Consider the following 24391-nt stretch of genomic DNA (forward strand, 5'->3'; position numbering starts at 1 on the left):
GAGCGCATATCAATACCGACCGACCAGGGCGTAGGTCTGCGTCGCGATTTCCAGTTCTTCGTCGGTGGGCACCACCGCGACCTTCACCCGCGCGCCGGCGGGCGAGATCAGCCGCGGCTCGTCGCCGCGCACGGCGTTCAGTGTGCCGTCCACCGCCAGGCCCAGGGTCTCCAGGCCCGCGACGGCCGCCTCGCGCACCGCTGCCGCGTTCTCGCCGACACCGGCGGTGAACGCGATCGCGTCCACCGTACCCAGCACGGCGTAATAGGCGCCGATGTACTTCTTCAGGCGGTGAATGTAGATGTCGAAGGCGAGCTTCGCCTCCTCGTCGCCCTCGTCGACCCGGCGCCGTATCTCCCGCATGTCGTTGTCGCCGCACAGGCCGACCAGGCCGCTCTTCTTGTTGAGAAGAGTGTCGATTTCGTCGATGGACATTCCGCCAACACGCGCCAAATGGAAGATGACGGCCGGATCCATGTCTCCCGAGCGCGTACCCATCACGAGCCCCTCCAAAGGCGTCAGCCCCATGGAGGTGTCCACGCACCGGCCGCCGCGCACCGCGGACGCGGAGGCGCCGTTGCCCAGGTGCAGCACGATCACGTTCACGTCCTCGGGCGCCCTGCCCAGCAGCTTCGCCGTCGCCCGCGAGACGTACGCGTGCGAGGTGCCGTGGAAGCCGTAGCGGCGCACGCGGTGCTCGTCGGCGGTGCGCAGGTCGATCGCGTAGCGGGCGGCCGACTCGGGCATCGTCGTGTGGAAGGCGGTGTCGAAGACGGCGACCTGGGGCAGGTCGGGCCGCATGGCCCGCGCGGTGCGGATGCCGGTGAGGTTGGCCGGGTTGTGCAGCGGGGCCACCGGGATCAGCCGCTCGATCTCGGCGAGCACTCTCTCGTCGATGACCGTCGGCTCCGTGAACGTCTTCCCGCCGTGCACCACCCGGTGGCCGATGGCGGCGAGTTCGGGGGAGTCCAGCCCGAGCCCGTCCTTGGCCAGTTCCTCCGCCACCGCCTTCAGGGCGGCGTCGTGGTCGGCGATCGGACCGCTCCGCTCACGGGTGTCGTCGTCGCCGACGTGCGTGTGCCGGATCCGCGAGGTCTGCTCGCCGATGCGCTCGACGAGCCCCATGGCCAGCCGGGTGCTGTCCCGCATGTCGAGGAGCTGGTACTTCACCGACGAGGAGCCGGAGTTGAGGACGAGGACGCGGGACGCGCTCACTGGACGGTCGCCTTCTGTGTCGGGGTCTGGGCCTGGATCGCGGTGATGGCGACGGTGTTGACGATGTCCGAGACCAGCGCGCCCCGGGACAGGTCGTTGACCGGCTTGTTCAGTCCCTGCAGCACCGGGCCGACCGCGATCGCGCCGGCCGAACGCTGCACCGCCTTGTAGGTGTTGTTGCCCGTGTTGAGGTCGGGGAAGATCAGCACCGTCGCCTGCCCGGCCACCTCCGACTCCGGCAGCTTGGTCGCCGCGACGGTCGGTTCCACGGCGGCGTCGTACTGGATCGGCCCCTCGATCCTCAGGTCGGGCCGCCGCTGCCGCACCAGCTCCGTCGCCTCGCGCACCTTGTCGACGTCGGCCCCGTAGCCGGAGGTGCCGGTCGAGTACGACAGCATCGCGATCCGCGGCTCCACCCCGAACTGCTCGGCGGTGGTGGCCGACTGGATGGCGATGTCGGCGAGCTGCCGGGCGTCCGGGTCGGGGTTGACCGCGCAGTCGCCGTAGACGAGGACCTTGTCGGCGAGGCACATGAAGAACACCGACGAGACGATGTCGGCGCCCGGCTTGGTCTTGATGATCTCGAAGGCCGGGCGGATGGTCGCCGCCGTGGAGTGCACGGACCCGGAGACCATCCCGTCCGCCAGCCCCTCCTGAACCATCAGCGTGCCGAAGTAGTTCGCGTCGCTGACCACGTCGTAGGCCAGCTCGACCGTGACGCCCTTGTGCGCGCGGAAGCCGGCGTACTTCTCGGCGAAGGCGTCCCGCAGCTCGCTGCGGGCCGGGTCGATCAGCTGGGAGTCGCCCAGGTCGATGCCGAGGTCGGCGGCCTTCTTGCGGATCTGGTCGACCGGGCCGAGCAGGGTGAGGTCGCAGATGCCGCGGCGCAGCAGCACCTCGGCGGCGTGCAGGATGCGCTCCTCGGTGCCCTCGGGCAGCACGACGCGGCGCTTGTCGGTGCGGGCCTGTTCGAGCAGCTTGTGCTCGAACATCATCGGGGTGAGGCGGTCGCTGCTGGGGGCGGAGACGCGCCGGATGAGGTCGGCGGTGTCCACGTGCCGCTCGAAGAGCCCGAGCGCGGTCTCCGCCTTGCGCGGCGTGGCCGCGTTCAGCTTGCCCTCCAGCGCGAAGAGCTGCTCGGCCGTCGGGAAGCTCATGCCGGGCACGGACAGCACCGGGGTGCCGGGCGCCAGCCGGGCGGCCAGGGTGAGGACGTTGTCGTCGGGCGCCTCGCCCAGGGTGAGCAGCACGCCGGCTATCGGCGGGGTGCCGGAGCTGTGCGCGGCCAGCGAGCCGACGACCAGGTCGGCGCGGTCGCCCGGGGTGACGACCAGGCAGCCCGGGGTCAGGGCGCTGAGGAACTTCGGCAGCATCGCGCCGCCGAAGACGAAGTCGAGCGCGTCCCGGGCCAGCCCCGAGTCGTCGCCCAGCACGACCTTCGCGCCCAGCGCCTGGGCGATCTGGGCGACGGTCGGCGCGGACAGGGCGGGCTCGTCGGGCAGGACGTAACAGGGCACCGGAAGCCGGGAGTCCAGCTTCCCCGCGATCTCGTCCCGGTCCTCCCGGGCCACCCGGTTGGTCACCATGGCCAGCACGTCGCAGCCCAGGCCGTCGTAGGCCCGGTAGGCGTTGCGGGTCTCGGCGAGCACGGACTCGCAGGTCTGCTTGCGGCCGCCCACCACCGGGATCACCGAGGCGCCGAACTCGTTGGCGAGACGGGCGTTGAGGGACAGCTCGTCGGGCAGCTGGGTGTCGGCGAAGTCGGTGCCGAGGACCAGGACGACGTCGAAGTCGCGGGCCACGGCGTGGAACCGGTCGACGAGGACGGACACCAGCTCGTCCGCGCCCCGCTCGGCCTGGAGCGCGGACGCCTCGTGGTAGTCCATGCCGTAGACGGTGGCCGGGTCCTGGGAGAGCCGGTAGCGGGCGCGCAGCAGCTCGAACAGCCGGTCGGGGCTGTGGTGGACCAGGGGCCGGAACACCCCCACCCGGTCGACCTGCCGGGTCAGGAGCTCCATGACCCCCAGCTCGACGACCTGGCGGCCGTCGCCGCGGTCGATACCGGTCACGTACACGCTGCGCGTCACGCGTGCTCTCCGTTTCGTCGCTCGTCCGTCGGGGTCGGCACGGGTCCCCACGGCCCGTACGAGGGCTCGTGAAAATCGCCCACCGAGGTGAGCGGAACCTACTTGACAATACCCCCGGCGCTGGATAAGGCGCCCGTCAGCATTCGTCCCCCATGTCAGGACCTGTGGCGGGGGTCGGACCGGGACCGATGGCCCTGTGCCGGACACGGGGGGATCGGTGACCCTCTCCGGACATGAAACAATCGGACTGGCTCACCGGTATCAACAGCGAGCAGGAGACACAGCACGATGCGCATCGGGGTTCTCACCGCAGGCGGCGACTGCCCAGGCCTGAACGCCGTGATCCGGTCGGTCGTGCACCGAGCGGTCGACCACTACGGCGACGAGGTCATCGGGTTCGAGGACGGCTACGCCGGTCTCCTCGACGGCCGCTACCGCAGACTCGACCTCAACGCCGTCAGCGGCATCCTGGCCCGCGGCGGCACCATCCTGGGCTCGTCGCGGCTGGAGCGCGACCGGCTGCGCGAGGCCTGCGAGCGGGCCGGTGACATGGTCGAGGACTTCGGCATCGACGCGCTCGTCCCGATCGGCGGCGAGGGCACGCTGACGGCGGCCCGGATGCTGTCCGACGCGGGTCTGCCGGTGGTCGGCGTACCGAAGACCATCGACAACGACATCTCCTCCACGGACCGCACCTTCGGCTTCGACACCGCGGTCGGCGTCGCCACCGAGGCCATGGACCGGCTGAAGACCACCGCCGAGTCGCACCAGCGCGTGATGGTCGTCGAGGTCATGGGCCGCCACGCGGGCTGGATCGCCCTGGAGTCCGGCATGGCCGCCGGCGCCCACGGCATCTGCCTGCCCGAGCGCGCCTTCGACCCGGCGGACCTGGCCGAGATGGTCGAGGAGCGCTTCTCGCGCGGCAAGAAGTTCGCCGTCGTGTGCGTGGCCGAGGGCGCCCACCCCGTCGAGGGCAGCATGGACTACGGCAAGGGCGAGATCGACAAGTTCGGCCACGAGCGCTTCCAGGGCATCGGTACGGCGCTCGCGTACGACCTGGAGCGCCGCCTCGGCAAGGAGGCCAAGCCGGTCATCCTGGGCCACGTCCAGCGCGGCGGTGTGCCGACGGCGTACGACCGCGTCCTCGCCACGCGCTTCGGCTGGCACGCGGTGGAGGCCGCGCACCGGGGCGAGTTCGGCAACATGACCTCGCTGAAGGGCACGGACATCGTGATGGTGCCGCTGGCGCAGGCGGTCACCGAGCTGAAGACGGTGCCGAAGGACCGCATGGACGAGGCGGAGTCGGTCTTCTAGGTCCCGCCGGCGGACTTGGTGCGGTCCGCTGCGGTTCGTTCGCGCCCTGAAGGGGCGCGGGGAACTGCGCGACCAGCCACGACGGACCCGCGGCCGCCGGACGGCCCGGTCCCGCTCATCCAGCGGAGCGCTCAGCGGGTGTTGTCCTGCACGGCGGCCCAGAAGTGGTCGACGATGCGGTCCAGGAAGTCCCGGCCCGCCTCGCCTGCGTCGCTCGCCGCTCTTCCGTCGCCCCAGCTCAGTGAGGCGACCATCTGTCCCTGGTAGTCCTGGTGCAGCTCCTGGAGGGTGTCCTCCAGGAGCCGCCGGTCCAGCGGCACCATCCTGGCGACCGGACGGACGTAGGCCTGCCAGCGCGTGGTCACGGCACCGCGCAGGGCGTCGGCGAGCTTCGGCTCGCGTCCCGTGACGGTGACGAAGTCCGGCAGCGACAGGTCGAGCAGGTCGGCGAGGACGGCCGACTGCCGGTCGCTGCCGCGCCAGGTGTTGTGTTCCTCCATGTGCAGATAGGCGAGGAGTTCCAGACCGACGCCGCGGGCGACGTCCTCGGGGGCGAGGCCCGCGGGCGAGCCGGTGCTCGCGCAGGGTCCGCGGTCTGCCGATGAGTTCGGCGGGGGAGCACCACAGCACGCCTGCGAGCGCGGCCAGTTCGGGGCTGGTGGGGGAGACGACGCCGCGCTCCCAGGCGATCACGAGGTCCGGGGTGACGTAGGGGAGTCCGTACGAGGAGCACAGTCCGTAGGCGACGTGCTCGGGGCCCATGTTGAGCGCCGTGCGCAGCCGGCGGGCGGCGGCGGAGTCGAAGGGCGGGGCCGGCTGGGGCGGCCGGGTGGGGTGGATCGGGCGGTTGGGGTGGGGGTCCGGGTGGTGTGAGGGATGGCGCACGGGCACAACGTAGGGCTGCCGGAGTGCACTGACTACGGTCTGTTCGGCCAGGATCACGGATTGTAGGAACGTACGGCTCGGGGGCGTCCGGGAGTGTTCCGGAGATCATCCGGCACCGGACGGGACGCGGCGGCGAGGACGGCGGCCCGGCGGTGCGGGTCACGGACGGTGAGATCGATCTTCGCGCACGAGGCGAATGGCAAGGTAGAGGGGCATATTCGCGCAAGACCGCGCGCGCCGGGTCCCGAGCGCGACGCGACGGCCCGCACGGACGGCATCCCCCGGGTGCCGTCCGTGCGGGCGGGCCTCGAAGAGGGGTTCGCACGGTAGCCCCGTCGGCGGGTGGCGCGAAGTCACCCCTTCACCGCCCCGCCCAGCGCGAACCCCCCGCCCAGCCGCCGGGCGATGAGCACGTACAGCAGGATCACCGGTGTCGAGTAGACGATCGAGAACGCCGCGAGCTGCCCGTACGCCACCATCCCGCGGTTGCCGAAGAACTCGTTGATGCTCACGCTCGCCGGGATCTGATCGGGGGTCAGCAGCAGCATGAACGGGACGAAGAAGTTGCCCCACATCATCACGAAGGAGAACACCGTCACCACCGCCACTCCGGGCCCCATCAGCGGCAGGACGATGCGGACGAGGGACTGCAGCGACGACGCCCCGTCCGTCCACGCCGCCTCCTCCAGCTCCTTCGGCACCCCGTCCATGAAGTTCTTCATCAGCCAGATGGCGAACGGGAGTTGGGAGGCGGCGAAGAAAAGGATCGTGCCCTGCATGGTGTCGATCAGGTTCACCTGCACGAACAGGGCGTAGACGGGGACCATGACCGCGGTGATCGGCAGGCTCGTCGCGAACAGGATGGTCAGCATGAAGGGCCGGTTCAGGCGGGAGCGGAAGCGCGACAGCGGGTAGGCGGCGAGCGCCGCGCACACCACCGTCAGCAGGGTCCCCCCGCCGCACAGGATCAGGCTGTTGAGCAGCGGGGTGAAGGTGATGTCCTGCTTCAGGATCGCGTCGAAGTGGGCGAGGGTGAGACCGTCGGGTGCCTTCACCCTGAGGTCCGCGTGCGGGTCCACCGAGGACAGCAGGACCCAGGCCAGCGGGAGCGAGAAGGCGGCGGCGACCGCCAGCAGGCCCGCGTCGGCGGCCAGCCGGCGGCTGCGGCGGCGGGCGGCGAGGGTGACGGTGGGGGCCATGGGTCAGACCTCCGTTCGCAGCAGGCGCAGGTAGACCAGGGAGAAGAGGGAGCCGACCACGAGCAGGAGCAGGGCGACCGCGGTGGCGTAGCCGATCATGCTGTTCTGGAAGGCCTGTTCGTACATGTACAGGGGGAGGGTCTGGCTCTTGTTGCCGGGCCCGCCGCGCGTCATCACCCAGATCAGCCCGAAGACCGACAGTGTCTGCAGGGTGTTGAGCATGAGGTTCGTGCCGATGGAGCGGCGGATCATGGGCAGCGTGATGTGCCACATCCGGCGCCAGCCGCCCGCCCCGTCGACCTGCGCCGCCTCCGTGATCTCGCTGGGGATCTCGTTCAGCGCGGCCCGAGTAGACCAGCATCGAGAAGGCGGTGCCCCGCCAGACGTTCGCGAACGACACCGCCAGGATCGGCAGCGTGAACAGCCAGTTCTGGGTGGGCAGATGGAGCCAGCGCAGGATGGCGTCCAGGGTCCCCTCGCGGCGGAAGAACGCGTACAGCAGGAACCCCGCCACCACCTCCGGCAGAACCCACGCCGTGATGACGACGCCGCCGGTGAGCGTGCGGACCGGTTTCGACGCGCGCTGCATCAGGGCGGCCAGGGCCAGGCCCAGCGTGTTCTGGCCGAGCAGGGACGACACGACGGTGAAGACGAGGGTCAGCCATACGGCGTTGAGGAACTCCTCGTCGGCGAAGGCCTTGCGGAAGTTCGCCAGGCCCACGAAGGAGGAGTGGGCCTGGCCGGTGAGCTGGAGGTCGGTGAAGGCGATCCAGGCGCAGTAGGCGATCGGCCCGGCGAGGAAGAGCAGCAGCAGGACCAGCGCGGGGGAGACGGGCAGGGCCCGGACCAGGGCGCGGCGGACGCTCGCGCCGGGCGTGCGGCGGCCGGGCGGCGGACCCGCCGGGACGGGCCCGGTGGTCCCCGGGCCGCCGCCGGCCGTCTTCGTGTGCGGGAGGGCGGAGGTCATCGGCGGGTGCCGCCGTTCACTTCCGCACGACCTGGTCGTCCGTGGCGTCCTTGAGCGCGTCGTCGTAGCCGCTCGCCGCCTTGTCCACGGACATGTCGCCCGTCGTGACGCCCTCCATCGCCTCCTGGACGGCGGTGGAGACCTTCGGATACGCCGGGTAGGCGGGCCGGTAGTGGGTGCTGGCCACCAGGTCGGTGAAGAACTTGATGCCGGGCTGCGCCGCGGCGTAGGCGGGGTCGCTCGCGACGTCCTTGCGGACCGCGATGCCGGAGTTGGCGACGTACCACTTCTCGGCGTTCGCCTTGGTCTGCATCGTCCTGATGAAGTCGAAGGCCAGGTCGGGGTTGCCGGCCTTGGCGGGGACCGCCCAGGTCCAGCCGCCGGACATGCTCACCTTGCCGGGTGCCTGGCCGTGCTGGGTCGGCATCGGCGCCAGGCCCAACTCGCGGGACCACTGGGGCCATTCGTGCCCGCTGCCCTTCAGCCAGGCCTGCGGCAGCCACGATCCGTCGAGAGCGATGCCCAGCTTGCCCTTGGGCAGCAGGTCCCCGGCCACGATGGTCTGGATGTTGGGGTCGAGGGCGGTGGAGACGTCGGGCCCGAGCTTCTCCCGGTACACGGTGTGCACGAACGACAGCGCGTCCTTGAACCCCTGGCTCCCGGCGATCCACTTCTTCGACGTCCGGTCGTACAGCGGGTCGGACGTGCCGTCGCCGGTGCCGTAGAGCAGCATCTCGAAGGTCTGCATCGTCGCCGCCTCACCGGCGGGCTTGCCGGTGTAGACGTTGATCGGGGTGACACCGGGGACGTTCTTCTTGATGGCGCGGGCGGCGGACAGGACGTCGTCCCAGTTCTTCGGCTGCCAGGCGGCCGGCAGCCCCGCCTTCTTGAAGATCGCCTTGTCGAACCACAGACCGCGGGTGTCGGTGCCGTCCGGGACGCCGTACGTCTTGCCGTCCTCGCCCCTGGCGGCGTTCTTCGCGGTGTCGATGAACTGCCGCCAGTCGGGCCACTTGGCGAGATAGGGGTCGAGCGGCTTCAAGTACCCGCTGGTGATGTCGGAGTTGATGAGGAAGGTGTCCTCGTAGACCAGGTCCGGGGCGGTCTTGGGGGAGCGGAGCATCTGCTGGACCTTGGTGTAGTACTCCGAGTCCGGGGCCTTGATCGGGATGAGCTCGACCTTCTTGCCCGGGTACTTCTTCTCGAACTGCTGCTTGATGTCGGCGAGATAGCCGTCCATCACCTTGATGGAGTTGTCGGTGGACTGCTTGAAGGAGACCTTCACGGTGTCCGGGCTGCTGCCGGAGCCGCTGCCGCAGGCCGTGAGGGCGGTCGCGGCGAGGGCGGTGGTGAGGAGGACGGGGAGGAGGGGGAGGGCGGCGGTGGGGCGCACGGGCATGACCTCCTGCGGCTGCACTGCGTCGTGGCGCGGGATGACTGCCCGGTGAACGTAAGTGGAGTGGTCTAGTCAGGTCAATGCGTGTGCGCGAGAACGCCGCGACCGGCGCATCCTGCCGCTCGCCGTCCCGAACTCCCTTTCACCGCCCGGTCTTTCGGCAGGAGCGCTACGGGCCGCTCACCCACCGGTACTGCAACTCCGGCCGCCCTACGGTCCCGTACTGCGGGGCCCTGGCCGCCCTTCCCGCCTCCACCAGATGCTCCAGGTACCGTCTCGCGGTGATCCGGGAGATCCCCACCGCCTCCGCCACCCCGGCCGCGGTCATGCCCTCGCCGCTGTCGCGCAGCGCGACCGTCACCCGCTCCAGCGTCGGCCCGCTGAGCCCCTTCGGCAGTGCCGCCGGGCCGGGTGCCCGCAGTGCGGCCAGGGCACGGTCCACCTCGTCCTGGCCGCTGGCCTCGCCCGCGGCCCCCCGGAACTCGGCGTAGCGCACGAGCCGGTCGCGCAGGGTCGCGAAGGTGAACGGCTTCAGCACGTACTGCACGACCCCCAGCGAGACCCCCTCCCGCACCACGGTCAGATCCCGCGCCGAGGTCACCGCGATCACGTCCGCGTGATGCCCCGCCGCCCGCAACGACCGGGCGAACTGCAGCCCGTGCACGTCCGGCAGATGCAGGTCGAGCAACAGCAGGTCCACCGCCGTACGGTCGAGCAGCCGCCGCGCCTCCACCCCGCTGTGCGCCTTGCCGACCGCCACGAACCCCGGCACCCGGCCGACGTACATCACATGCGCGTCCGCGGCCACCGGGTCGTCCTCGACCACCAGCACCCGGATGGGCCGTTCTTCGCCCGTCATATGCCACCCCCCGGGACCACGGCGCCCTCCTGGGCCAACGGCAACCGCACCACGAACTCCGCTCCGCCGCCGTCCGCCTCCGCCACGGACAGCGAGCCCTCGTGCCGCTGCACGGCCTGCCGGACCAGGGCCAGCCCCAGGCCGCGGCCCCCCGGCCCGGCGGGCTTCGTCGTGAAGCCCCGCTGGAAGACCAGGTCCGCGTGGGCGGGGTCCACCCCGTCGCCCGTGTCCGCGACGCACAGGACGAGTTCGGCGTCCTCCGCGTACGCCGTCACCGTCACCCGCGCCCTGAGGCTGCCCTGCGCCGCGTCGACCGCGTTGTCGATCAGGTTGCCGAGGATCGTCACCAGGTCCCGCGCCGGCAGCGAAGGCGGCAGCAGCCCGTCGTCGAGGCGGCTGTCCTGCGACACCACCAGTTCCACGCCCCGCTCGTTCGCCTGTGCCGTCTTGCCCAGCAGCAGCGCCGCCAGGACCGGCTCGCTCACCGCCGCGACCACCTGGTCGGTGAGCGCCTGGGCCAGTTCCAGTTCGGCCGTGGCGAAGTCCACGGCCTCCTCCGCGCGGCCCAGTTCGATCAGGGACACGACGGTGTGGAGCCGGTTCGCCGCCTCGTGCGCCTGCGAGCGCAGCGCCTGCGTGAAGCCCCGCTCGGAGTCCAACTCGCCCATCAGTGACTGCAGTTCGGTCACGTCGCGCAGGGTGACGACGGTGCCCCGGCGCTCGCCGCCCGACACCGGTGAGGTGTTCACCACCAGCACCCGGTCGCTGGTCAGGTGTACCTCGTCCACACGCGGCTCGGAGGCGAGGAGCGCGCCGGTCAGCGGCGCCGGCAGCCCGAGGTCCGCGACCGACCTGCCGACCACGTCCTCCTCGGACTCGTCCGGCGGCAGGCCCAGCAGCTCCCGGCCGCCGTCATTGATCAGCGCCACCCGGTACTGTCCGTCCAGCATCAGCAGCCCCTCCCGCACCGCGTGCAGCGCGGCCTCGTGGTAGTCGTGCATCCGGCTGAGCTCGGCCGCGTTCATGCCGTGGGTGTGCCGGCGCAGGCGGGCGTTGACGACGTACGTGCCGACGGCGCCGAGGGCGAGGGCGCCGGCCGCGACCCCGAGCAGGGCCCAGACCTGGGCCCGCACCTGCTTGCTGATCACCTTCACCTCGATGCCCGCGCTGACCAGCCCGATGATCCGCCCGTGGTCGTAGATGGGGGTGACCGCGCGGACCGAGGCGCCGAGCGTACCGGTGTAGGTCTCGGTGAAGGACGTGCCGTGCAGGGCGGGTTCGATGGTGCCGCGGAAGTGCCGGCCGATCTGCTTCTCGCTGGGGTGGGTCCAGCGGATGCCCCGCGTATCCATGATCGTCACGAAGTCGATGTCGGTGCCGCGCATCACCCGCAGCGCGTACGGCTGGAGCTCGGCCGTCGGGTTCGGGGTGTGGATCGCGGCCACCACGGACGGGGCGTCGGCGATGGAGCGGGAGACCGCCATGGCCTCGCGGGCGGCCGCGTCCTGCGCCTGCCGCTGGTCGGTGACGTACGTGAACAGTGCGTATCCGGCCACCACCACCGCTATCAGCACGGCCTGCATGGCGAACAGCTGGCCGGCCAGGCTGCGGGGGTGGGGGAGGGGGATGCGCATGCCGTCAGTGTGCCTCGCGGGCCGATGGTGAACTAAATGAACGGAAGGGTGACCGCCCTCACAGCCGCACGGGATAGTCACCGCAATGCGGAAGCGAGCGGAGACGGGACATCCGGATCCGGCCATCGCGGCCGCCGTCGAGAACCGCACCCCCATCCCCATCCCCCGGACGTGAGCCGCACGCCGGTGATGCCGACGAAGACGTCAAGGAGGGCAGCCGTGGCCGCCAGCACCCCCGATACGGCACCTGCCGCACCCGCACGCAAGCGGGACCGCACCCATTACCTGTACATCGCCGTCATCGTGGCGGTGGCACTCGGCATCGCCGTGGGACTCATCTGGCCGGACGCCGGTGTGGAGCTCAAGCCGCTCGGCACCGGCTTCGTGAACCTGATCAAGATGATGATCTCGCCGATCATCTTCTGCACGATCGTGCTCGGCATCGGTTCGGTCCGCAAGGCCGCGAAGGTCGGTGCCGTCGGCGGCATCGCGCTCGGCTACTTCCTGGTGATGTCCCTGGTCGCGCTGACCATCGGCCTCGTCGTCGGCAACATCCTGCACCCGGGCGACGGGCTGCACATCACCAACGCCATCAAGGCCTCCGGGCACGACCAGGTGTCCGCCGACGCGCTGCCGCCGGTCGACTTCGTCCTGTCGATCATCCCGCTCACCTTCGTCTCGGCCTTCACCGAGGGCCAGGTGCTGCAGACCCTGCTGATCGCGCTGCTCGCCGGCTTCGCGCTGCAGGCGATGGGCTCGACGGGCCGGCCGATCCTGCGCGGCATCGAGCACATCCAGCGGCTCGTCTTCCGCATCCTCGCCATGGTCATGTGGGCCGCCCCGATCGGCGCCTTCGGCGCCATCGCCGCGGTGGTCGGCTCCGCCGGTGTCGACGCGCTGAAGAGCCTCGCCGTGCTGATGCTCGGTTTCTACGTCACCTGCGTGCTGTTCGTGTTCATCGTGCTCGGCGTCATGCTGCGGGCCGTCGCGGGGCTGAACATCTTCACCCTGTTCAAGTACCTGGCCCGCGAGTTCCTGCTGATCCTGTCCACCTCCTCCTCCGAGTCCGCGCTGCCGCGGCTCATCGCGAAGATGGAGCACCTGGGTGTCAGCAAGCCCGTCGTCGGCATCACCGTGCCGACCGGCTACTCCTTCAACCTCGACGGCACCATGATCTACATGACCATGGCGTCCCTCTACATCGCCGACGCCCTGGGCACCCCGATGTCGATCGGCGAGCAGATCCCGCTGCTGCTCTTCCTGCTGCTGGCCTCCAAGGGCGCGGCGGGCGTCAGCGGCGCCGGTCTCGCCACGCTGGCCGGTGGCCTGCAGTCGCACAAGCCCGCCCTGGTGGACGGCGTCGGCCTGATCGTCGGCATCGACCGCTTCATGAGCGAGGCCCGCGCCCTGACCAACTTCGCGGGCAACGCCGTCGCCACCGTGCTGATCGGCACCTGGACCAAGGAGATCGACAAGGTGCGGGTCCGCCAGGTGCTCGCCGGCGAGCTGCCCTTCGACGAGACGACCTTGCTGGACGAGGGCGTCCAGCCGCACGCCGAGATCCCCGAGCAGGGCGGCGAGAAGGAGCTGGCGAAGGCCTGACCCCGAGCAGCTCCTCCTCCCCCCGGGGCGACTGAACACTCCCCGTCGATCAGTCGCCCGACGGCGGAAGCCGAGCGGCCGAGTCCCACCCCCGTGGACCGGCCGCTCGGCTTCCGCGCGTCCGACCCTCTGAGCGCGCTGTCAGGCGTCGGCCAGCTTCGTCACCAGGGAGGCGGCCAGTGACGCCGGTACCCCCGCGGCCGTCAGCGCGGTGACCGCGGCCGAGCGGCCCGCCTCCTCGGGCGGCAGCAGGCCGTCGTTCACGGCCTCCATGAGCGCGAACAGCAGCTGCTCGTGCACGTACGCCAGCGCCGGCGCCGGCAGCGGGGAGCTGAAGACGCCCCGGTCCAGGCCCTCCCGCAGCAGCGCGACGGAGGCCTCGCGCACCGGGGCGAGCCGCTCGCGGATGCCCTGCATGGTGACACTGCGCTGGGCCAGGGACACCAGGATGCGGTAGCGGTCGGCGACCTCCCAGACCGCGAGCACCGAGCCCGCCAGGGCCTGTGCCGGATCCCCGGCCCCCTCGCGCCCCACCGAGTGCGCGGCCGCCACCGCCTGCACGGCCCCGTCGACGAGCGTGCCGATCAGCGCGTCGCGGTTGGGGAAATGGCCGTAGACCGTCCGTCGTACGACACCTGCCGCGCGCGCGATCTGGTCCATGGACGCGTCCGGGTCGCGCAGCAGCTCGGCGAGCGCGACGTCCAGGATGCGGCGGCGGTTGGCGTCGGCGCGGCTGCTGCTACCCGTGGTCATGGCTGACATTGTGCCTCTCCCCACTCCTCCTCCAGTGACTTGCACAGTGCTGTGCAATCGGCGTACATTACACATCGTTGTGCAAGTGCACAGTGCTGTGCAACCCGCAGTGCCAGACCACCGTGCAGACACGCTGTTGCCGAGGAAGGCCACCCCTGCCATGCGACTCTTCCTGACCGAACCGGTCGACCAGACGGAGCGCCCCTACGCCCGGCGTTGGTGGGCGCTCCTGGTCCTCTGCCTGAGCCTGCTGATCATCGTGATGGCGAACACCGCCCTCACGGTCGCGGCCCCCGACATGACCCGCGACCTGGGTCTGTCCAGCGCCGACCTGCAGTGGGTCATCGACGGGTACACCGTCCCCTACGCCGCGCTGATGCTGCTGTTCGGCGCGATCGGCGACAAGTACAGCCGCCGCGGCGCCCTCCTGCTGGGCCTCGCGGTCTTCGCCGGCGGCGCGGTCTTCGGCTCCCTCGCCGACAGCGCCGCGACGGTCGTCGCGGCCCGCGCCGTGATGGGCACCGGGGCCGCGCTGATCATGCCCGCCACGCTCTCCCTGCTCGCGGCGACCTTCCCGCGGGCCGAACGCGCCAGGGCGATCACCCTGTGGACCGCCACGGCGGGCCTCGCCATCGCCGCCGGTCCCGTCGTCGCCGGCGCGCTGCTGAAGAACCACGGCTGGGCCTCGACGTTCCTGATCAACGTGCCCGTCGCCGCCGTCGCCCTGGTCGCCTCCCTCTTCCTCGTCCCGCCGTCCAAGGCCGGCCACAGCGACCGCGTCGACCACGTCGGCGGGCTGCTGTCGGTGGTCTGGATCGGCTCGCTGGTCTACATGATCATCGAGGGCCCGCACTTCGGCTGGGGCGTCAAGGCGGTCACCGCCGCGGTGGTCGCGGGCGCCGGCCTGCTGGCCTTCGTCGCCTGGGAGCTGCGCCACCCGCGCCCGGTCCTCGACGTCCGCCGGTTCGCCCACCGCGGCTTCGCCGGCGCCAACCTCGCCGTCGCCCTGTTCTTCCTCGCCGTCTTCGGCGCCTTCTACTACCTCACCCAGCACCTGCAGTTCGTCCTCGGCTACGACGCCCTGCAGACCGGCCTGCGCATGCTGCCGCTCGCCGGTGCCGTCTTCGTCGGCTCGGCCCTGACCGGCCGGCTGACCCCGCGGGTCGGCATGAAGTGGACGGTCACCGCGGGCATGGTCGGCGGCACCACCGCCCTCGCCCTGCTCACCCGGATCGACGCGACGTCCTCCTACGGCGACTTCCTCGCCCCGCTGATCATCCTGGGCCTCGCCATCGGCCTGGCCCTCTCGCCCTGCACGGACGCGATCATGGGCGTCTTCCCCGAGTCCCAGCTGGGCGTCGGCGGTGCGGTGAACGACACCTCGATCGAGCTCGGCGGCTCGCTCGGCATCGCGATCCTCGGCTCGCTGCTGGCGACCTCGTACTCCGGCCACCTCGGGGACGCCACCGCCGGCAGCAGGCTCCCCGCCGGCACGCTCGCCACCGCCCAGGACTCGGTCGGCTCCGGATACGCCGTCGCGCAGGGCATCTCCGACAAGGCCCGGCAGGCGGCCGCGCAGGCCGCGCGGGCGACCGACCCGCAGCAGGCGGCGCAGCTCAAGGGACAGGCGCGGGAACTGGCCGCGGGTGCCCGGCAGATGGCCGACGCGGTCGGCTCGTCCTTCTCCTCCGCGGTCGCCCACACCAGCCTGATCGGAGCGGTGGTCCTGGCGATCGGCACCGTCGCGGTCGCCCTGCTGCTGCCCGGCAGGGGGAAGGGCGCCGCCGAAGAGGTCCGGGAGCGGGAGCAAGCGGAACTCGTCGGCAGCGCGGCGAACTGACCCGCCCGGACCGTCGTCTCTTACGTCGATGCACTACCGTGCCGTGCCGGACCGTCCGGTACGGCACGGCCGTATGCACGTCTGGAGGCACGGGGGATGAAGATCGACTGGGATCGGCGGACCTGCGCGCGCAAGGGGCACGTCACCTACGCGCCGGACGACCCCCGCCTGCGCATCCGGCTGCACGCCGACACCGCGCTCGGCGAGGTCTGGCGCTGTCTGCGCTGCGGCGACTTCGTGCTCGGTGAGCCGCACGGCTCGGGTCCGGCGTCCGAGGCGCCGCTCGTGCCGCGCGGCAAGGTGCTGCGCGATCTGTTCATCCTGCGCTTCCTGGCGATCGAGCGGGCGGTGCGCGGGGTGTTCATCGTCCTGGTGGCCACGGCGGTGTGGAGGTTCAGCAACAGCCAGGACGCGGTGCGCCGGCTCTTCGACGAGTACCTGAACGTCTTCCGGCCCGTCTTCAGGCACTTCCACTACGACCTCGACCACTCGCCGGTCGTCGGCACCATCCAGAAGACGTTCGGCTACAAGCACTCCACGCTGCTGCTGGTGGCCGGTCTGCTGCTGGCGTACGCGCTCGTCGAGCTGGTCGAGGCGGTCGGCCTCTGGTACGCCAAGCGCTGGGCGGAGTACCTGACGGTCGTCGCGACCGCCGCCTTCCTGCCGCTGGAGATCTACGAGCTCACCGAGCACGTCAGCTGGCTGAAGATCACCACCCTCGTCCTCAACATCCTCGCTGTGCTCTACATCGCCCTCGCCAAGCGGCTGTTCGGGCTGCGGGGCGGCCGCAGGGCCTTCGACGAGGAGCGGCGCAGCGCCTCCCTGCTGGAGGTCGAGGAGGCGGCCGGGGTCCCGGTCTAGCCGTCCCCGCCGTGGAGGAGGCGCCGCCGCAAACCCTTTGACCCGCGGGGTCCGGCGCCCCCAGGGTGGAGAGCCTCGGGGGCTGGCGACCGACGCACGGAGGCGGACCACATGGGGGAACCGGGCAACGTGGAGATCCTCGGCACGGACGAGTACGCGGCGAAGTACGGGCCGGAGCGCGAGCCCTCACCGCTCCCGCTGGACCGGGTCGGCGAACTGTTCTGGGAGTTCCTCTCGGCCGTCGCCCACCCCCGGCGCAAGGACCCCGACGGCCGCCGGGACCTCGCCGCGCGGCTGCGCGACCACCTCGGCTCGGCACCGACCGACAGGCCCGTGGTCAAGACCGCGTACGCGCCGTACGACCTGCCCAACGTCCACCTCGCCCTGGAGCGCTGGTTCGCCGCCGAGGGACGCGCGCACGAGCTGATCGGCATGCGCGGCGCCCAGCACCACGGCGAACTCACCCTCGGCGACATCATCGAGGCCGCCGACCGCTACGACCGCTTCGTGGTCGGCGCGGTGGACTACGCGCACCTGCCGGTCTCCCCGGACGAGGAGCTGGCCTGCGTCTCCTGCGGCTTCTACCTCGGCTCCGAGGGCGAGGAGCGCTTCGCCGTCCTGCTGCGCGGCCCGCAGGACGAGTACGGCCGCGACAAGGTGGAGCTCGAAGTCCTCGCCGAACACAAGGAGTTCGCGGACCGGCTGCTCGCCGAGATCGACGCCCTCGTGCGCGAGCACAACATCTTCCGCGGCCAGGTCCTGTCCTTCGAGGGCTCGCAGTTCGGCCACGGCCTCGGCCCGTTCCGCTTCCACCGCCGCCCCGAACTGACCCGCGCGGACATCGTGCTGCCGGCCGGCCTCCTGGAGCGGGTGGAGCGGCAGGTCGTCGGGGTGGCCCGGCGCCGCGAGCAGCTCCGCGCGGCCGGCCAGCACCTGCGCCGCGGCCTGCTCCTCTACGGCCCTCCCGGTACCGGCAAGACCCACACGATCCGCTATCTGCTGTCCCACCTGCCCGACTTCACGGTCGTCGTCCTCTCCGGCGAGAGCATCCAGGCGATCGGCCCCGCCTGCGCGCTCGCCCGGATGCTGCAGCCCGCCCTCGTCGTCCTGGAGGACTGCGACCTGATCGCCGAGGCCCGCGACCACGGCGGCGGCGAGCAGCCCCTGCTCTTCCAGGTGCTGAACGAGATGGACGGCCTCGGCGACGACGCCGACGTCGCCTTCCTGCTCACCACCAACCGCGCCGACCTCCTGGAGCCGGCCCTCGTCCAGCGCCCGGGGCGTGTCGACCTCGCCGTGGAGATCCCCCTCCCGGACGCGGAGGGCCGTGCCGCCCTGCTCGCGCTCTACGGCGGCGCGCTCGGCCTCGGCCAGGACGTCGCGGACGAGGTGGTGGCCCGCACGGAGGGCACGACGGCGTCCTTCACCAAGGAGCTGGTGCGGCGCTCGGTGCTCGTGGCGGCCGAGCGGGAGGCGCCGCGCACGGAGGCGGCGGACGTCCGCGAGGCCCTGGACGAACTGCTCTCGGACCGCGACCGGCTGACCCGCAGGCTGCTCGGCGTACCCGACGGCGAGGACGCCGGCGACGAGGAAGGGGCGGGGGAGGGCCGCCCACGGGGGACGGGCGCACGGAGCGGACCGGCGCCGGCGCCCTTCGGGCCGACGCCCGGCCTCGTCCTGCCGCCGCCGCCCGGTCCGACCTTGCCTTGACGTCGGGGTCAACGCATACCGTCGTCCTCATGCGAATCGGCGAGCTGGCCGCACGGGCCGGGACCACGACGCGAGCGCTCAGGTACTACGAGTCGCGCGGGCTGCTGTCCGCGCGGCGTGACGAGCTGGGACACCGGACGTACGACGAGAACGACCTGAGGCTGCTGCGGCAGATCAGGACGCTCCAGGACTTCGGCTTCGACCTGGAGGAGACCCGGCCCTTCGTGGAGTGCCTGCGCGCGGGGCACCCCGAGGGCGACTCCTGCCCGGCCTCGCTCGCGGTCTACCGGCGCAAGCTGGCCGAACTCGACGAGCTGATCGGCGAGCTGCAGGCGGTCCGGGCGCAGATCGGGGTGCGGCTGGCCTCGTTCGACGAAGAGCCACCGTTGTGCGAACTGGGAGGGCAGGGATTGTGATCAGGGCTGCGGGTGTTTCCGAGGTGACCGACGCGGATTTCACGACGGAGGTCATCGGTTCGTCATTGCCGGTACTGGTGGAGTTCACCGCCGACTGGTGCCCGCCGTGCCGGCAGATGGGGCCGGTGCTCAGCGCCCTCGCCGCGGAGGAGGGCGAGCGGCTGAAGGTGGTCCAGCTGGACGTCGACACCAACCCGGAGACGACGAACGCCTACAAGGTGCTGTCCATGCCGACCTTCATGGTGTTCCGGGACGGTGAGCCGGTGCGGTCGATGGTGGGAGCGCGGCCCAAGCGGCGGCTCCTGGCGGAGATCGAGGAAGCCCTCTGACGCGAGGGACACGCGAAGGACATAAGAAGAAATCCCCCGGGCAATTGCGCCCGGGGGATTTCTTTGCGTATATTCAATGGTTCGCGACTTCCTGGGATTTCGGTCGCGAAGGAGTTCAGTAGGCACAGTATATCGGCGCGGGAGTGGAATTGTCAAACAGCGATGAAATTCGCGGTGAGCAGGAATTCATCGACACCCTGTACGCCCGCGTGGACGCCCTGCGCGCAGGCACCGAGGCCGGTGTCACCGACGCGCTCGCGCAGGGCAACACGCCCATGCAGGCCCGGCTCGAGCGGGACATCCTGGTCGCCGAGCGGTCGGGGCTGCTCGCCGCGCTGAACGCCGTCGACGGCTCGCTCTGCTTCGGCCGGATCGACCTCACCTCGGGCACGAAACACCACATCGGCCGGATCGGCCTGCGCACCGACGACGCCGAGCGCACCCCGATCCTCATCGACTGGCGGGCCGAGGTCGCCCGCCCCTTCTACCTGGCCACCGGCCACACCCCGATGGGCCTGCGCCGACGCCGGCACATCACCACCGACGGCCGCACGGTCACCGCCCTGCACGACGAGATCCTCGACCTCGGCGACCGGGAGCGCACCGGCCACGAGGACCCGACCGGCGACGCCGTACTGCTGGCCGCCCTCGACGCCGCCCGCACCGGCCGCATGCACGACATCGTGCAGACCATCCAGGCCGAGCAGGACGAGATCATCCGGGCGCCGCACCGCGGAGTGCTGGTGGTCGAGGGCGGCCCCGGCACCGGCAAGACGGCCGTCGCCCTGCACCGGGCCGCCTACCTCCTCTACGAGCACCGGGAACTCCTCGCCAAGCGGGCCGTCCTCATCGTCGGCCCCAACCCCGCCTTCCTCGGCTACATCGGCGAGGTGCTGCCCTCCCTCGGCGAGACGGGCGTGCTGCTCGCCACGGTCGGGGAGCTGTTCCCCGGGGTGAAGGCGACGGCCGCCGACTCCCGCGAGGCGGCCGCGGTGAAGGGCCGCGCCGACATGGCGGACGTCCTCGCCGAGGTCGTACGCGACTGGCAGTCGCTGCCCGACCCGGTGATCGCCATCGAGCACGACCGGGAGGTGCTGATGCTCGACGACGGCCTGGTGAAGGTCGCCCGGGAGAAGACCCGGGCCGCGCGGCTGCCGCACAACGTGGCCCGCGAGCACTTCGAGGGCCACATCCTCAACACCCTCACCGAGCTGTACGCCGAACGCGTCGGCACCGACCCCTATGACGGCGGCAGCCTCCTGGACGAGGCCGACATCACCCAGATCCGCGACGAACTCGCCGAGAACCCCGAGGTCTGGGCCGCCGTCGACCAGCTCTGGCCGCGGCTGACCCCGCAGCGCCTGGTCGCCGACTTCCTCGCCGACCCGGTCGGCTACCTCCCCGACGAGGACGCCGCCGCCGTCCGCCGTCCGGTGACCCGCGAGTGGACCGTCGCGGACGTGCCGCTGCTGGACGAGGCCGCCGAACTGCTCGGCGTGGACGAACGGCTCGCGCGGGCGCGCGCGGAACGCGAACGCGAGACCCAGGTCGCCTACGCCCAGGGCGTGCTGGACGTCTCCTACGCCTCCCGCACCTACGAGTTCGAGGACAAGGACGCGGAGGACTCCGAGGTCCTGTCCGCGCACGACATCATCGACGCCGAGCGGTTCGCCGAGCGCCAGGAGGAGGACGACCACCGCAGCGCCGCCGAACGCGCGGCCGCCGACCGGACCTGGGCGTTCGGGCACATCATCGTCGACGAGGCGCAGGAGCTGTCCCCGATGGCCTGGCGGCTGCTGATGCGCCGCAACCCCACCCGCTCGATGACCCTGGTCGGCGACCCCGCGCAGACCGCGGAGGCGGCGGGCGTCGGCTCCTGGCGGCAGATCCTCCAGCCGTACGTGGAGGACCGCTGGGAACACACCCGCCTGGGCGTCAACTACCGCACCCCCGCCGAGATCATGGAGCTCGCGGCGGCCGTGGTGCGCGCCGAGAACCCCGGCTTCGAGCCGCCCAGCTCGATCCGCTCCACCGGTGTACGGCCCTGGGTCCGCGCCACCGACGACCTGCCCACCGCGGTCGCGGAGGCGGTGAAGGAGCTGACCCCCGAGGAGGGCCGGCTCGCCGTCATCGCCCCGCGCCACCTGCACCGCAGGCTCGCCGCCCGGCTCGACGGGGTGACCGCCGGCGCCGAGCCCGACCTGACGCGGAGCGTCGTCCTTCTCGACCCGCGGCAGGCCAAGGGGCTGGAGTTCGACTCCGTACTGGTGGTGGAGCCGGGCCTGTACGGCACGAGCGACCTGTACGTGGCGCTGACCCGGGCCACCCAGCGCCTGGGCGTCCTGCACACCGGACGCCTGCCCGGGGCGCTGCGCACGGCGTGAGCGACGCCCCGCGCCCGGGTGCGCGTACGCCCACCCGGGCGCGGGGCGCCGATGTCCTTCGATCAGGCCGGCCGCAGCCAGATCGTGGCGAGCGGCGGGAGGGTCAGCCGGATGCTCGCCGGGCGGCCGTGCCAGCCCTGCGGCTCCGGCTTGATGACGTCCGGGTTGGTGACGTCGCCGCCGCCGTACTTGCCGATGTCCGTGTTGAGGGTCTCGTGCCAGGCCGGGACGTCGTCGGGGGCGCCCAGCCGGTAGTCCTGCCGCACGACGGGGGAGAGGTTGGAGACGGCCAGCAGGGGGCTGCCGTCGGCGTCGAACCGCAGGAACGCGAAGACGTTGTCCTCGGCCGCGTCGCCCACGATCCACTCGAACCCCGCCGGGTCGGTGTCCTGCCGCCACAGCGCCGGCGTGTGCCGGTAGACGATGTTCAGGTCACGGACCAGGTCCTGCACCCCGCGGTGGTCGGCCGCGGCGCCGTAGCCGGCGTCGAGCAGCCACCAGTCGGGCCCGCGCGTCTCGGACCACTCCGCTCCCTGCGCGAACTCCTGCCCCATGAAGAGGAGTTGCTTGCCCGGGTGGGCCCACATGAAGGCCAGGTAGGCACGCAGGTTGGCGCGCTGCTGCCACCAGTCGCCGGGCATCTTCGACACCAGCGACCCCTTGCCGTGGACGACCTCGTCGTGCGAGATCGGCAGCACGTAGTTCTCGCTGTAGGCGTACACCATCGAGAACGTCATCTCGTTGTGGTGGTACTTGCGGTAGACCGGCTCGTGGCTCATGTAGTCGAGCGAGTCGTGCATCCAGCCCATGTTCCACTTCAGGCCGAAGCCGAGGCCCCCGAAGCCGCCCGGGCCGCGGTGGTGCGTGGCCCGCGTGACGCCGTCCCAGGCGGTGGACTCCTCGGCGATGGTCACCACGCCCGGCACCCGCCGGTACACGGTCGCGTTCATCTCCTGCAGGAACGCCACCGCGTCCAGGTTCTCTCGGCCGCCGTGCTCGTTCGGCACCCACTGCCCCGGCTCGCGCGAGTAGTCCAGGTACAGCATGGAGGCCACCGCGTCGACCCGCAGGCCGTCGATGTGGAACTCCTCGCACCAGTAGACGGCGTTCGCCACCAGGAAGTTGCGCACCTCGCGGCGGCCGTAGTCGAACTCCAGGGTGCCCCAGTCGGGGTGCGCGGACCGCAACGGGTCCTCGTGCTCGTACAGCGGCCGCCCGTCGAACTCGGCCAGCGCCCAGTCGTCGCGCGGGAAGTGCGCCGGGACCCAGTCCATCAGCACGCCGATGCCGGCCCGGTGCAGGGCGTCGACCAGGTACCGGAAGTCGTCCGGGGTGCCGAGCCGGGCCGTGGGCGCGTAGAAGCCGGTGACCTGGTAGCCCCAGGAGCCGCCGAAGGGGTGCTCGGCGATCGGCATCAGCTCCACGTGTGTGAAGCCGAGGTCCTTGACGTACTCGGGCAGCTGCTCGGCCAGCTGACGGTAGGTCAGGCCGGGTCGCCAGGACGGCAGATGGACCTCGTAGACCGAGAAGGGCGCCTGGTGGGCGGTCAGTTCCGCGCGCCGCGAGATCCACTCCTCGTCCCGCCACTCGTGGTGGGAGGCGGTCACCACCGACGACGTGTTCGGCGGGGTCTCGGTGCGGCGGGCCAGCGGGTCGGCGCGCAGCGTCTTCGAGCCGTCGGGACGGGTGATCTGGAACTTGTACAGCTCGCCCTCGCCGACCCCGGGCAGGAACAGCTCCCAGACACCGGAGGAACCCAGCGAGCGCATCGGATGGCCGGTGCCGTCCCAGAAGTTGAAGGTGCCGGCCACGTGCACCCCGCGCGCGTTCGGCGCCCACACCGAGAAGCGGGTGCCGGCCACGCCCTGGTGGGTCATCGGGTGAGCGCCCAGCACGGTCCACAGCTGCTCGTGCCGGCCCTCCCCGATCAGGTGCAGGTCCAGCTCGCCCAGCGTCGGCAGGAACGCGTAGGCGTCCTCGGTGTCCTGGACGGTCCCCTCGTACGTCACCAGGAGCCGGTAGGGCGGCACCTCGGCCAGCGGCAGCAGCCCGGAGAAGAACCCGTCCCCGTCGTCGCGCAGCTCCGTCCGCTCCTCCCCGGCGACGACGGTCACGGCCAGGGCGTACGGCCGGAAGACGCGCAGGGCGACGCCGCCGGGGACCAGGTGGGCGCCGAGGACGGTGTGCGGGTCGTGATGCGTCCCGGCAAGCAGCCGCTCGCGGTCCCCGGCGTCCAGGGCGGCGGAGGCCTCCGGCACGGGAGCGGGGGTGGACGAACCGGCCGTGGTACCGACGGTGGTCGCCCCAGACGCGACCTTCTTCGTCGCGGCCTTCCTGGCCGGGGCCTTCTTGGCGGCCGTCTTCGCCGGGGCGGCCTTCTTCGTGGCCGCCTTCTTCACGGCGGCCGGTGCCGCCGTGGTCTTCCCCGCGGTGGTCGCCTTCTTGGCGGCCGCCTTCGTCGTGACGGCCTTCGCGGCGACGGCCTGCTCGGCGACCGTCTCCTCGGCCACCGCCTTCTTCGCGGCGGCCTTCTTCGCCACCGCCTTCTTCGCGAGGGCCTTCTCGGCCGGGGTCTTGGCCGCGACGGCCTTCTTCGCCGGGCTCTTCTTCGCGGCGGCCTTCTTCGCCGCCGTGCCCTCGCCCGCCGCGGTCTGACGCGCCGCCGCCTCAACGGGCGTCGCCTTCTTCGTGGCGGCCTTCTTGGCGACCGCCTTCTCGGCCACGGCCTTCTCGGTGACCGCCTTCCCGGCTGCCGCCTTCTCGGGCGTGGCCTTCTCGGCCGTCTTCCTGGCGGCCGGCGCCTTCTTCGGCGCGACGGCCTTCTCCGCCACCTTCTTCACAGTTTTCGCGGCCTTCTCGGCCATCTCCTCGGCCGTCTTCTTCGGAGTCTTCGGATCCGAACCGCTGGACGTGGGGCGGGGGGTCACGGGCGGCGCCTCC

Annotated in this window: 16 protein-coding genes and 2 pseudogenes; 8 read left to right on the forward strand and 10 right to left on the reverse strand. The window is 71.5% G+C overall.

What is annotated here, in order from left to right; translation table 11 throughout:
* Positions 1-9: 9 nt before the first annotated feature.
* Positions 10-1215 carry an acetate kinase gene (locus tag LN251_RS20965; RefSeq protein WP_458245731.1) on the reverse strand — a complete coding sequence of 402 codons (1206 nt, stop codon included), beginning with the start codon at positions 1213-1215 and terminating at the stop codon, positions 10-12.
* A complete protein-coding gene (gene pta / locus LN251_RS20970) occupies positions 1212-3302 on the reverse strand; it encodes a phosphate acetyltransferase (RefSeq protein ID WP_383674337.1) in 2091 nt (696 codons plus the stop codon). Before pta ends, LN251_RS20965 begins: the two co-directional genes overlap by 4 nt.
* A gap of 288 nt (positions 3303-3590) precedes the next feature.
* Between pta and LN251_RS20975 the strand changes: the two genes are divergently transcribed.
* Positions 3591-4616, forward strand: a complete 1026-nt coding sequence (locus LN251_RS20975) for an ATP-dependent 6-phosphofructokinase (RefSeq protein ID WP_458245732.1) — start codon at positions 3591-3593, stop codon at positions 4614-4616.
* A gap of 131 nt (positions 4617-4747) precedes the next feature.
* On the opposite strand, the pseudogene LN251_RS20980 reads toward LN251_RS20975, so the two are convergent.
* The 6 genes and pseudogenes from LN251_RS20980 to LN251_RS21005 form a co-directional block, all read right to left on the reverse strand.
* Positions 4748-5378, reverse strand: a pseudogene (locus tag LN251_RS20980) (XRE family transcriptional regulator).
* A gap of 476 nt (positions 5379-5854) precedes the next feature.
* Positions 5855-6700 (reverse strand): carbohydrate ABC transporter permease, encoded by an 846-nt coding sequence (locus LN251_RS20985; RefSeq protein WP_458245733.1) that lies wholly within the window; start codon positions 6698-6700, stop codon positions 5855-5857.
* 3 nt (positions 6701-6703) lie between these two features.
* Positions 6704-7667, reverse strand: a pseudogene (locus LN251_RS20990) (carbohydrate ABC transporter permease).
* Between the two features lie 16 nt (positions 7668-7683).
* Positions 7684-9066 (reverse strand): extracellular solute-binding protein, encoded by a 1383-nt coding sequence (locus tag LN251_RS20995; RefSeq protein ID WP_458245734.1) that lies wholly within the window; start codon positions 9064-9066, stop codon positions 7684-7686.
* Positions 9067-9232: 166 nt separating this feature from the next.
* Positions 9233-9922, reverse strand: coding sequence for a response regulator (locus tag LN251_RS21000; protein ID WP_458245735.1), 690 nt, complete (start codon positions 9920-9922; stop codon positions 9233-9235).
* Positions 9919-11556 carry a sensor histidine kinase gene (locus tag LN251_RS21005; RefSeq protein ID WP_458245736.1) on the reverse strand — a complete coding sequence of 546 codons (1638 nt, stop codon included), beginning with the start codon at positions 11554-11556 and terminating at the stop codon, positions 9919-9921. Before LN251_RS21005 ends, LN251_RS21000 begins: the two co-directional genes overlap by 4 nt.
* A 219-nt stretch (positions 11557-11775) precedes the next feature.
* Here LN251_RS21005 and LN251_RS21010 point away from each other — a divergent pair, with 219 nt between their 5' ends.
* Positions 11776-13158: a cation:dicarboxylate symporter family transporter gene (locus LN251_RS21010; RefSeq protein ID WP_458245737.1), complete on the forward strand. Its 1383-nt coding sequence runs from the start codon at positions 11776-11778 to the stop codon at positions 13156-13158.
* Positions 13159-13299: 141 nt separating this feature from the next.
* Here the strand turns inward: LN251_RS21010 and LN251_RS21015 are convergent, their stop codons facing one another.
* Positions 13300-13911 carry a TetR/AcrR family transcriptional regulator gene (locus LN251_RS21015; RefSeq protein ID WP_458245738.1) on the reverse strand — a complete coding sequence of 204 codons (612 nt, stop codon included), beginning with the start codon at positions 13909-13911 and terminating at the stop codon, positions 13300-13302.
* A 160-nt stretch (positions 13912-14071) separates the two neighbouring features.
* Here LN251_RS21015 and LN251_RS21020 point away from each other — a divergent pair, with 160 nt between their 5' ends.
* The 6 genes from LN251_RS21020 to LN251_RS21045 all read left to right on the forward strand — a co-directional run bounded on the left by LN251_RS21020 (position 14072) and on the right by LN251_RS21045 (position 21451).
* On the forward strand, positions 14072-15751 hold the full coding sequence (locus LN251_RS21020) for an MFS transporter (RefSeq protein WP_458245739.1): 1680 nt from the start codon (positions 14072-14074) through the stop codon (positions 15749-15751).
* Positions 15752-15847: 96 nt separating this feature from the next.
* Positions 15848-16612, forward strand: a complete 765-nt coding sequence (locus LN251_RS21025) for a DUF2127 domain-containing protein (protein ID WP_458245740.1) — start codon at positions 15848-15850, stop codon at positions 16610-16612.
* Positions 16613-16723: 111 nt separating this feature from the next.
* Positions 16724-18322 carry an AAA family ATPase gene (locus tag LN251_RS21030; RefSeq protein ID WP_458245741.1) on the forward strand — a complete coding sequence of 533 codons (1599 nt, stop codon included), beginning with the start codon at positions 16724-16726 and terminating at the stop codon, positions 18320-18322.
* A 29-nt stretch (positions 18323-18351) separates the two neighbouring features.
* Positions 18352-18738: a MerR family transcriptional regulator gene (locus LN251_RS21035; RefSeq protein WP_058923087.1), complete on the forward strand. Its 387-nt coding sequence runs from the start codon at positions 18352-18354 to the stop codon at positions 18736-18738.
* On the forward strand, positions 18735-19067 hold the full coding sequence (locus LN251_RS21040) for a thioredoxin family protein (protein ID WP_058923086.1): 333 nt from the start codon (positions 18735-18737) through the stop codon (positions 19065-19067). The genes LN251_RS21035 and LN251_RS21040 overlap by 4 nt, the downstream gene beginning before the upstream one ends.
* Positions 19068-19234: 167 nt before the next feature.
* The gene (locus LN251_RS21045) at positions 19235-21451 is read left to right on the forward strand and encodes a HelD family protein (protein ID WP_458246763.1); all 2217 of its coding nucleotides are present in this window, start codon (positions 19235-19237) and stop codon (positions 21449-21451) included.
* Positions 21452-21513: 62 nt separating this feature from the next.
* Here LN251_RS21045 and glgB read toward each other — a convergent pair whose 3' ends face one another.
* Complete coding sequence (glgB, locus tag LN251_RS21050) at positions 21514-24378, reverse strand: 1,4-alpha-glucan branching enzyme (protein ID WP_458245742.1); 2865 nt, start codon at positions 24376-24378, stop codon at positions 21514-21516.
* Between the last annotated feature and the right edge of the window lie 13 nt (positions 24379-24391).

It is taken from the genome of Streptomyces sp. MAI_2237 (genome assembly GCF_054189285.1).